This window comes from Streptomyces sp. 3N207 (assembly GCF_052246355.1).
In the GTDB taxonomy this organism is placed as follows: Bacteria; Actinomycetota; Actinomycetes; order Streptomycetales; family Streptomycetaceae; genus Streptomyces.
Map to the genome: position 1 here is coordinate 152492 of NZ_JBQQBV010000007.1, position 10151 is coordinate 162642.

The following is a 10151-nucleotide window of genomic DNA, read 5'->3' on the forward strand; positions in this document are numbered from 1 at the left end:
CCGGGCCGAGCGGCCCGGTGCAGCAAGTGTCCATGTCCGAAAAGGAGGTGCACCATGTCGAACAGCACGACAGCCGAGGTCATCCGCGAGGTCGACGAACTTCGCGAGGACGTCAAAGGATCCCGCGACGCATTCCGTGACCAGGGCTTTCTGGACAAGCTGGCGCAGCGCATATCCGATGCGCCGAACCTCGGGCAGCAGCCCGCGGCCAAGGCACTGGTCGAGGATCTCCGGAACTTCTCGGCCGAGCCCCGCCTGGCCACCGTCAAGGCACATATCAGCGAAGAGCGCGACCACCACATATTCTCCCTCTTCGACGCCTCGTACTTCCCCTCCCTGTCGCTGGAGTACCTGACGTACGAGACACTGCCGACGAATCCGCATCTGGCCACCCGGTACGCCAGCAACACCATGCCGGTGAACATCACGACCAGCTCGAAGGGGTTCGCGTCGCGGGTCGTGGTGGCGCTGTTCCCGGAGAACCACATCGACGGCGTCCAGCAGGGCGACGACCTGATCTTCTACTTCATCAACAAGTTCGTCGAACGGCACAACCGCATCACCCGGAAGATGATCGACGCGGTGATGGCCGAGGACAGCTTCCCCCACCTGAGGGGCGTCGATGACGTCACGGTCGAGCAGGCGTCCTCGTGGTGGGTGCGACTGCACGAATACCACCACCGGCACGGGGACATGCCCATCCCGGATTTCCTTCCGTACAAGAAGCGGAAGCCGCTCGCCGGGCTGGAGGAACTGCGCGTCGATGTCTCCGCGATGCTGGTATGCCTGAACGACGGGGAACTGCCGGCCCGCGAGTCGCAGCTGGCGTACGAGTACATCCTCTCCGAGCGGCTGCTCCGCTACGCGGTCGAGGGGATTCCGCGCCCCAACTATGACGCCGTCGCCTCGCAACTCCTCTTCAACTACCTGTCCCAGCACGGCGGAATCGAGCTGACCGGAGGATCGATCCGGCTGCACCCGGAGCTTCCCGCTGCTCTGGCGCAGTTCCTCGGAGAGATCGAGCGGATCGAGGAGCAGATCCACACCACGCCCGTCGAAGACGTCCAGAAGACTCTGCTGGAATTCACCAACCAGTACACGGACTACGACCCGGAGGCGAAGGACTACCGTCACATCCCGTTCTTCGCCGAGATAAAGGAGCGGCTGGGCGTCTGACAGCCGGCCGGGGTTGCCGAGGGCGAAGGAGCGCTCGCCGCTGCTGGGATGAATCAGGTCACAACTCGCCTTTCATTGCATTCAGTTGGGCGCTTCCGATATGATCGACGTCGACTGCCAGAGGGGTCGTCGGGAGCCATGGGGAGGCTCCTCTGGGGGTCCGCGGCCGTGAAATTCGCGGCCCGGCGCAACGGGGGCGTGGTGAAACACAGTGACTTTTTGCGGGCGTAGCGGTGATGCTCCCCGATCCTGACGGTGCAATTCCGTTGTTGTTCTTTCCCGGCAGGTCCCGGAATTTTCCGTGACCTGTCCCGGGTGACAACCCTTTTCCGTTTACACGAATCCGTTTACGCGAAGGCAAGGAACAGCCCTTCACCGGCCTGGTCCGGGATTCGGTGGCGCAGCTGCCGGGGCCCGTGCCGCACGGGGACGGTGCGCGTGCGTCCACGGGGACGATCCCGGTGGGCGCCGGCACCGGCCCGGACCGGGCGTGTACGCGCGAGTGCGCATGAGGAGCCACGTGCGACAGGAGCATCCGGAGCGGAAGCACCCGGACACGAACACGTCATGCCCACCGGCCGACAGCGCGATCGCCGTCGTCGGTATGTCCTGCCGCGTTCCCGGGGCCGACGACATCGACGCCTTCTGGCGGCTGCTGCGTGACGGCGTCGACGCGATCGACGACGTACCCGAGGGACGGTGGGACCTCGGCGGTGTTCCGGAGGACCTCGGTCCGGCAGGGCTGAGGCGCGGTGGATTCCTCGACGGGATCGCCGACTTCGACCCCGGGTTCTTCGGTATCTCGCCCCGCGAGGCCGCGGCGATGGACCCGCGGCAGCGGCTCGCCCTGGAACTGAGCTGGATTGCGCTGGAGCACGCCGACGTGGTGCCGGAGACCCTGCGCGGCGGCTCCGCCGCGGTGTTCCTCGGCGCCACCGGGGACGACTACGCCGCGCTCGTCCACCGGTACGGCGGCGACGCCGTGTCCCACCACTCGCTGGCCGGACTGAGCCGGGGCGTGATCGCCAACCGGATCTCCTACCACCTCGGCCTGCGGGGGCCGAGCCTCACCGTCGACGCGGCGCAGTCCTCTTCGCTGGTCGCCGTGCACATGGCGTGCGAGAGCCTGCTGTCCGGCGCCACCGGGCTGGCGCTGGCCGGTGGCGTCCATCTGAATCTGACGCCTGACAGCACGCTCGCCTTCGCCCGGGCCGGTGCCCTGTCGCCGGACGGCCGCTGTTACACCTTCGACGCGCGCGCCAACGGCACCGTCCGCGGCGAGGGCGGGGGCATCGTCGTCCTCAAGCGCCTGGCCGACGCGGTCGCCGACGGCGACCGGGTGCACTGTGTCCTGCTCGGCAGCGCGGTGAACAACGACGGTGGCGGCGCGGGCCTCACCGTCCCCGACGGCGACGCGCAGCGGGAGCTGCTGCGTGCCGCCTTCGCCCGGGCCGAGGTGGAGCCGGGGCAGGTGCGGTACGTCGAGCTGCACGGCACCGGCACCAAGGCGGGGGACCCCGTCGAGGCGGAAGCGCTCGGCTCGGTGCTCGGCCGGGAACGGCCGGACGGGCAGCCCCTGGCCGTCGGTTCGGTGAAGACCAACATCGGGCACCTCGACGGTGCTGCGGGCGTCGTCGGACTGATCAAGGTCGCGCTGTCCCTCGGACACGGCCTCCTCCCGCCGAGCCTGAACTACGCCGAGCCCAACCCGGCGATCCCGATGGAGCGGCTGAAGCTCCGGGTGAACGACACCACAGGCCCCTGGCCCGAGGGCCCCCGGCTCGCAGGCGTCAGCTCCTTCGGCCTGGGCGGCACCAACTGCCACATGGTGGTCGCGGACGCCCCTGCCCTTCCGGAGGAGGAGACGCCCGCAGCGCCCGCCGTACCCGGCGGCACCGGGGACGGCTCGCCCGCCCCCGTACCGGTGCCCGTGGTGGTGTCGGGCAGGACCGAGACGGCGCTGCGGGCCCAGGCGGGGCGGCTGCTGGAGCGGGTGGAGGCCGACAGCGAGCTGCGCCCGAAGGACGTGGCGTACGCGACCGTGACGACGCGCTCGGCGCTGGCGCACCGCGGTGTCGTCGTCGCCGCGGACCGCGCCGAACTCTGCGCGGGGCTGGCCGCGTTGGCGGCGGGCGAACCGTCGCCGCATGTGGTGGAGGGCGTGACGGGCCCCGCCTCGGGCGTGGTGTGGATGTTCCCGGGGCAGGGCCCGCAGTGGGCCGGGATGGCACGGGAACTGTGGGAGTCCTCGGCGGTGTTCGCCGCCCGGATGGACGAGTGCGCCCGACTGCTGGACGGCCTGGTCGACTGGTCGCTGCGGGAAGTGCTCGACGACGAGGCCGCGTTGCGGCGCATGGATGTGATGCAGCCCGCGCTGTTCGCGGTGCAGGTGTCGCTGGCCGAGGTGTGGCGCTCCGTGGGGCTGTTGCCGTCCGCCGTGGTGGGCCACTCCCAGGGCGAGATCACCGCTGCCTGTGCGGCGGGGATCGTGTCTCTCGAGGATGCCGTGCGGCTGATGGTCGAGCGCAGCCGGGTCATCGTCACCCGGCTGTCGGGGCGTGGAGCGATGGCCCAGCTCGCGATGTCCGTCGAGGACGTCGACCGGACCCGCGTCACGATCGGCGCGGTGAACGGCCCGAACGCGGTTGTCGTATCGGGCCCCGTCGACGTCGTGCGGGAGATGGTGGCCGAGTGCGAGGCCAGGGGCGTGCGCGCCCGGATGGTCCCGATCGACTACGCCTCGCACTCCCCGCAGGTCGAGGAGATCCGCGACGACGTCTTGCGGGCCGCGGGCCACATCGCAGCGCGGGACACCGATATCGCGTTCCACTCCACGGTCACCGGCGGCCGGCTGACCGCGGAGGCGCTGGACGCCGAGTACTGGTACCGGAATCTGCGGGAGCGGGTGCGGCTGGAGGAGACCGTCCGGGCGCTGTCCGCGGACGGCCACGGGGTGTTCGTGGAGGCCAGTCCGCACCCGGTGCTGACCATGGCTGTCCAGGACACGGTGAGCAGTGCCCCGGGCGCGGTGGTGCAGGGTACCCTGCGCCGCGGCGAGGGCGGCAGGCGGCGGTTGCTGCTGTCCATGGCCGAGCTGTACGTCCAGGGCGTCGAGTTGGACTGGCGGCCCGTGTTCGAGGGCACGGGCGCCCGGACCGTGGCACTGCCCACCTACGCCTTCCAGCGACAGCCGCACTGGCTCGCCGGGGCGGGCGCGGCCGGGTCCGTACCGCTGGAGCCGCCACCGGCACCGCAGTCACCGGCGCACAACACACCGTCTCCCATGGCCGAAGCCCTCGCCGAGCCGTCCGGCCCGGGGGAGCCGGAACTGTGGACGCTGATCCGCGCACAGACGGCCGCCGTCCTCGGGCATGGCGACCCGGGCGCGGTCCAGGCGGACCGCTCGTTCAAGGAACTCGGCTCCGACTCCGTCACGGCGGTGGAGATCAGCAGGCGGCTGAGCCGCGCCACCGGCCTGCGGCTGCCGACCACACTGCTCTTCGACCATCCCACCCCCGCCGCTCTCGTGCGGCACCTCCACGACGCGCTGTCGGGGCAGCGCCAGGACCGGCACCGGGCCGCCGGACGCGCCGCCTCGGACGACGACGCCATCGCGATCGTCGGCATGAGCTGCCGGCTGCCGGGCGGCGTGTCGTCCCCCGAGGAGCTGTGGCAGCTCGTCACCGAGGGCGGGGACGCGATCTCGGCGTTCCCCGAGGACCGCGGCTGGAGCCTGGAGCCGGCGGACACCGGACACGTCCGTACGGGAGGCTTCCTGGCGAACGCGCTGGATTTCGATGCCGACTTCTTCCGGATCAGCCCGCGCGAGGCGCGGGCGATGGACCCGCAGCAGCGGCAGTTGCTGGAAGTGTCGTGGGAGGCGCTGGAGCGGGCCGGTTTCGACCCCGCGTCCCTGCGCGGGAGCCGTACGGCCGTCTTCGCCGGTGTCTCGGACCAGGACTATGTGCCCCGGCTGCACGAGACGTCCGACAGCTTCGGCGGCCACGCCCTGACGGGCGGAGCTCCCAGTGTGGCGTCCGGCCGTGTCGCCTACACCTTCGGTTTCGAGGGTCCGGCCGTGTCGGTGGACACCGCATGTTCCTCGTCGCTGGTGTCGGTCCATCTGGCGGCGCAGTCGCTGCGGTCGGGGGAGTGCTCGCTGGCGCTGGCGGGCGGTGTGGCGGTGATGTCCACGCCCGGAATGTTCGTGGAGTTCTCGCGGCAGGGCGGGTTGTCGCCCGACGGGCGGTGCAAGGCGTTCTCGGACGCGGCCGACGGCACGGGCTGGTCCGAGGGCGTGGGCATGCTGGTGCTGGAGCGGCTGTCGGACGCGCAGGCGAACGGGCACCGGGTGCTGGCCGTGCTGCGCGGCTCCGCCATCAACCAGGACGGCGCCTCCAACGGGCTGAGCGCCCCCAACGGCCCGTCACAGCAGTCGGTCATCCGCGACGCGTTGGCCAGTGGCGGACTGAGCCCCGCGGACGTCGACGCGGTGGAGGCGCACGGCACCGGCACCGCGCTCGGTGACCCCATCGAGGCGCAGGCGCTGCTGGCCACCTACGGGCAGGAGCGCGACCGGCCGCTGTGGCTGGGGTCGGTGAAGTCCAACCTCGGCCACACACAGGCGGCGGCGGGCGTGACCGGCGTGATCAAGATGGTGCTGGCCCTGCGGCACGGTGTGCTGCCGCGGACGCTGCACGTCCAGCAGCCGTCGCGGCATGTGGACTGGTCGGCGGGCGCCGTCTCGCTGCTGACCGAGCAGCAGCCGTGGCCCGCGGCCGAACGGCCCCGCCGGGCCGCGGTGTCGTCGTTCGGGATCAGCGGCACCAACGCGCACGTCGTCCTGGAGCAGCCGCCGCACCCCGCAACGGGGGACAGCGCAGGGGACGAGCGCCCCGTAAGGGGCGCGGGGGGCTGCGCGAGCAACCACGAAGGGCCCGCAGTCGGCGAACGTCGGCAAGGGGCAGCCTCCCGGCCCGCCGCATCATTCCCCGTACCGGTCGTGCTGTCCGGCAAGTCCGAGGCGGCGCTGCGGGACCAGGCGGACCGGCTGCGCAGCCATGTGGAGGCCGACGCGGACCTGCGCCCGGCGGATGTCGGCTGGTCGACGGCGGTGTCGCGGGCCGCGCTGGAGCACCGCGCCGTGGTCGTGGCCGACGGGCGGGATGCGCTGCTGGCCGGGCTGGACGCGTTGGCGCAGGGTGCGGAAGCCCCGGGCACCGTCCAGGGAGCGGCCCGGCCGACCGGTGCCCCGGTGGTGTTCGTCTTTCCCGGCCAGGGCTCGCAGTGGGCAGGCATGGCCGTGGAACTGCTGGACGCCTCACCGGTCTTCGCCGAGCGCTTCCGCGAGTGCGCCGAGGCACTGGCGCAGTTCACGGACTGGGAACTGGAGAGTGTGCTGCGGCAGGTGCCGGGCGAACCGACGCTGGAGCGGGTGGACGTGGTGCAGCCCGCGTCCTGGGCGGTGATGGTGTCGCTGGCCGCGCTGTGGCGCTCGTACGGCGTCGAACCGTCGGCCGTGGTGGGGCACTCGCAGGGCGAGATCGCCGCCGCCTGTGTGGCAGGGGCGCTGTCCCTTCAGGACGCGGCGCGGATCGTCGCGCTGCGCTCGCAGGCGGTCGCGAAGGGGCTGGCCGGGCTCGGCGGGATGATGTCCGTGGCCCTGCCGCCGACGGAGGCGGAGTCCCGGCTGGAGGCGTGGCAGGGCCGCCTCTGGGTGGCGGCGCTGAACGGTCCGACCTCCACGGTGGTCGCCGGTGAGCCGCAGGCGCTGGACGAACTGCTCTCCGTCTGCGAGGCGGACGGGGTCCGGGCGCGCAAGGTCCCGGTGGACTACGCCTCCCACACCCCTCATGTGGAGCGGATCGAGGACGAACTGGCGCGGGTGCTGGCCGACGTGCGTCCCCGGCCGGCCCAGGTGCCGTTCTTCTCGACCGTCGAACAGGACTGGCTGGGCGAGGGACTGCTGGACGCGGGCTACTGGTACCGGAATCTGCGGCGGACGGTGCACTTCCGGTCGGCTGTGGAGGCACTGGCCGAGCAGGGCTACGGCACCTTCATCGAGGTCAGTTCCCACCCGGTGCTCTCCATGAGTGTCCAGGAGAGCCTGGAGGGCCGCGTGGGAGAGGCGGCGGCTTCGATGGTCTCGGGGTCGCTGCGGCGCGACGAGGGGGGCCTGGGCCGGTTCCTCACCTCGGTGGCGCAGGTGTGGACGCGCGGGGTCGCGGTGGACTGGGGCCGCGCTTTCGACGGCGTTGGTGCGTCCCTCGTCGAGTTGCCGACCTACGCCTTCCAGCACCAGCGCTACTGGCTGGACGCCACGGCCGACAAGCCGTTGCTGGGGGACGCCGTGGAACTCGCGAACGGCGGCGGCACCGTCCTCACGGAACGGCTGTCGCTGCGCGCGCGGCCGTGGCTGGCCGACCACCGCGTGGTCGGTCAGGTCGTGGTGCCGGGGACCGCGTTGCTGGAGATGGCCCTGCGGATCGGCAGCGTGGTGGACGAACTGACCCTGCACACGCCGCTGGTGGTGCCGGAGCGGGACGAGGCCGAGGTGCAGCTGACGGCCGCGCCCCCGGACGACACCGGCCACCGCGCCGTCCGCATCCACAGCCGCGTCCGCGGCGGCGCCGACGAGGGATGGCAGCTCCACGCCACCGGAGTGGTGAGCGCACAAGAGCCCGAGGACACGGGCGTCGTGCTGACCGAGTGGCCACCCGCCGAAGCCGTGCCGATGGACCGTACGGGCTGGTACGACGAGCTTGCCGCCCGCGGCCTGGAGTACGGGCCCATGTTCCGGAACCTGCGGCAGGTGTGGCGGCACGGCGACGACCTCCTCGTCGACATCGCGCTGCACGACGATGCGGGGCCGTTCCAGGTCCACCCGGCGCTGGTGGACGCCGCGCTCCATCCACTGGTGCTTCAAGCGGGCTCCGGTTCCGCTCCCATGGTGCCGTTCTCGTGGTCCGGGGTGCGGCTGGCGCGGGCGGGCGCGTCCCAGCTACGGGTCCGGATCAGCCCGGCCGGTGCGGACCGGGCATCGCTGACGGTGACCGACGGCAGCGGCGTCGGGGTGCTCTCCGTCGACTCCCTCACCCTGCGGCCGCTGGAAGCGCGTCGGGTCGACCCCAAGCTCTTCCAGGTGGACTGGCGCGAGGTCACCGTCCCGGGCGAGCCCGTCCGGCCGGACGCCTCGACCGCCGTACTGCCGGTCATGCCGGTCACGCCGGGCGCGGAGGAGGTGCCCGAGGCCGTCCACAAGACCGTCGAGTCCGTGCTGCTGGATGTACAGAACCGGCTGGAGCAGGACCCTGACGGCTCGTCCCGGCTGGTGGTCGTCACCCGGCGGGCGGTGGCCACCGAGCCGGACGCCGGCATCGACCTCGCCGCCGCCACCGTGTGGGGCCTGCTGCGGTCGGCCCAGACCGAACACCCCGGCCGGATCGTGCTGGTGGACTCCCACGGTGCCGAGGAGCCGACGGCCGACGAGCTGGGCCGCGCCCTGGCGACCGGCGAGCCGCAGGTCGCCCTGGACTCGGGCCGGGTCCTCGTGCCCCGGCTCGCCCGCGGCTCGGTCCCGGCACCCGACGCCGACCGGCCGCCCCTCGACCCCGACGGCACCGTCCTGATCACCGGCGGCACCGGGGGACTCGGCGCCACGACGGCGCGGCACCTGGTGGCCCGGCACGGAGTACGCCACCTGCTGCTGGTCAGCCGCAGCGGTACGGCCGCCGACGGCGCGGAGGACCTCGTGGCGGAGCTGACCGCGGCGGGCGCCTCCGTCTCGGTGGCCGCCTGCGACGTGGCCGACCGGGACGCGCTGGCCGACGTCATCGCGTCCGTGCCCGCCTCGGCGCCGCTGCGCGCCGTGGTGCACGCGGCGGGGACGCTACAGGACGGCGCGGTGCTCTCGCTGACGCCGGAGCGGCTGCACGCCGTGCTGTCGGCGAAGGTGGACGCGGCCTGGCAGCTGCACGAACTGACCCGTGACCTCGACCTGTCGGCGTTTGTGCTGTACTCCTCCGTCTCGGCCACGGTCGGCCTGCCCGGCCAGGCCAACTACGCGGCCGGCAACGCGTTCCTCGACGCGCTGGCCCAGCACCGGCGTGCCCAGGCGCTGCCCGCGGTGTCACTGGGCTGGGGCCTGTGGGAGCAGAGCACCGGTCTGACCGGCCGTCTGGCCGACACCGACAGGGAACGGATGGCCCGCATGGGGCTGCGTCCGCTGCCCACGGACGGCGGGCTGGCCCTGCTCGACCTCGGGCTCGGCGCGGACCGGGCACACCTGGTGCCCGCCTGGCTCGACATGTCCGGGCTCCCCGACACCGGGCAGCCCGCGGTGCTCCGCGGACTTGCCCCGGCCTCGGCCCCCCGCGGCAGGGCGCAGGAGGGCGCACAGCCGTTGCGCGACAAGCTGCTGACGATGTCCGACCACGACCGCGAGCTGACGGTGCGCCGGATGGTGCAGTCGGAGATCGCGGCCGTACTGGGCCGCTCGGGCCCTTCCGATGTGACCCCCGACCGAGGCTTCACCGACCTGGGCCTCGACTCCCTGACCGCGCTGGAACTGCGCAACCGGCTCAGCACCCTCACCGGGCTCACGCTGACCGCCACGGTGACGTTCGACCACCCGAGCCCCACCGCGCTGGCGCGGCACCTGCTGAAGGGGCTCGCCCCGGAGCCGTCGGACGCGGAACAACCGGCGGCGGAGCAACCGGCGGCGGCGCGGTCGGCGGCGCAGGGGCCGCTCCTCGCCGAGCTGGACCGGCTGGAGGAGAGCGTGACCGCCGTCGCCGACGACGACCTGCGATCGGCCGTCACCACCCGGCTGTGGGAGCTGCTGGCGACGCTGAGCCCCGAGGAGGAGGCGGCGGAGCCGACCCGAGACCACGAGGTCGCCGCGGCGAGCGCGGACGAGCTCTTTGCCCTGATCGACGATGAGCTGGGAAGGCCCTGACATGAGCGACGAGAAGCTG

2 protein-coding genes are annotated in these 10151 nt (G+C 72.4%); both read left to right on the top strand.

What is annotated here, in order from left to right; translation table 11 throughout:
* Positions 1–54 precede the first annotated feature (54 nt).
* Positions 55–1176: a DUF6421 family protein gene (locus ACTWP9_RS13660; RefSeq protein ID WP_443246359.1), complete on the top strand. Its 1122-nt coding sequence runs from the start codon at positions 55–57 to the stop codon at positions 1174–1176.
* A 604-nt stretch (positions 1177–1780) separates the two neighbouring features.
* The gene (locus ACTWP9_RS13665; RefSeq protein ID WP_443246467.1) at positions 1781–10132 is read left to right on the top strand and encodes an SDR family NAD(P)-dependent oxidoreductase; all 8352 of its coding nucleotides are present in this window, start codon (positions 1781–1783) and stop codon (positions 10130–10132) included.
* Positions 10133–10151: the final 19 nt, after the last annotated feature.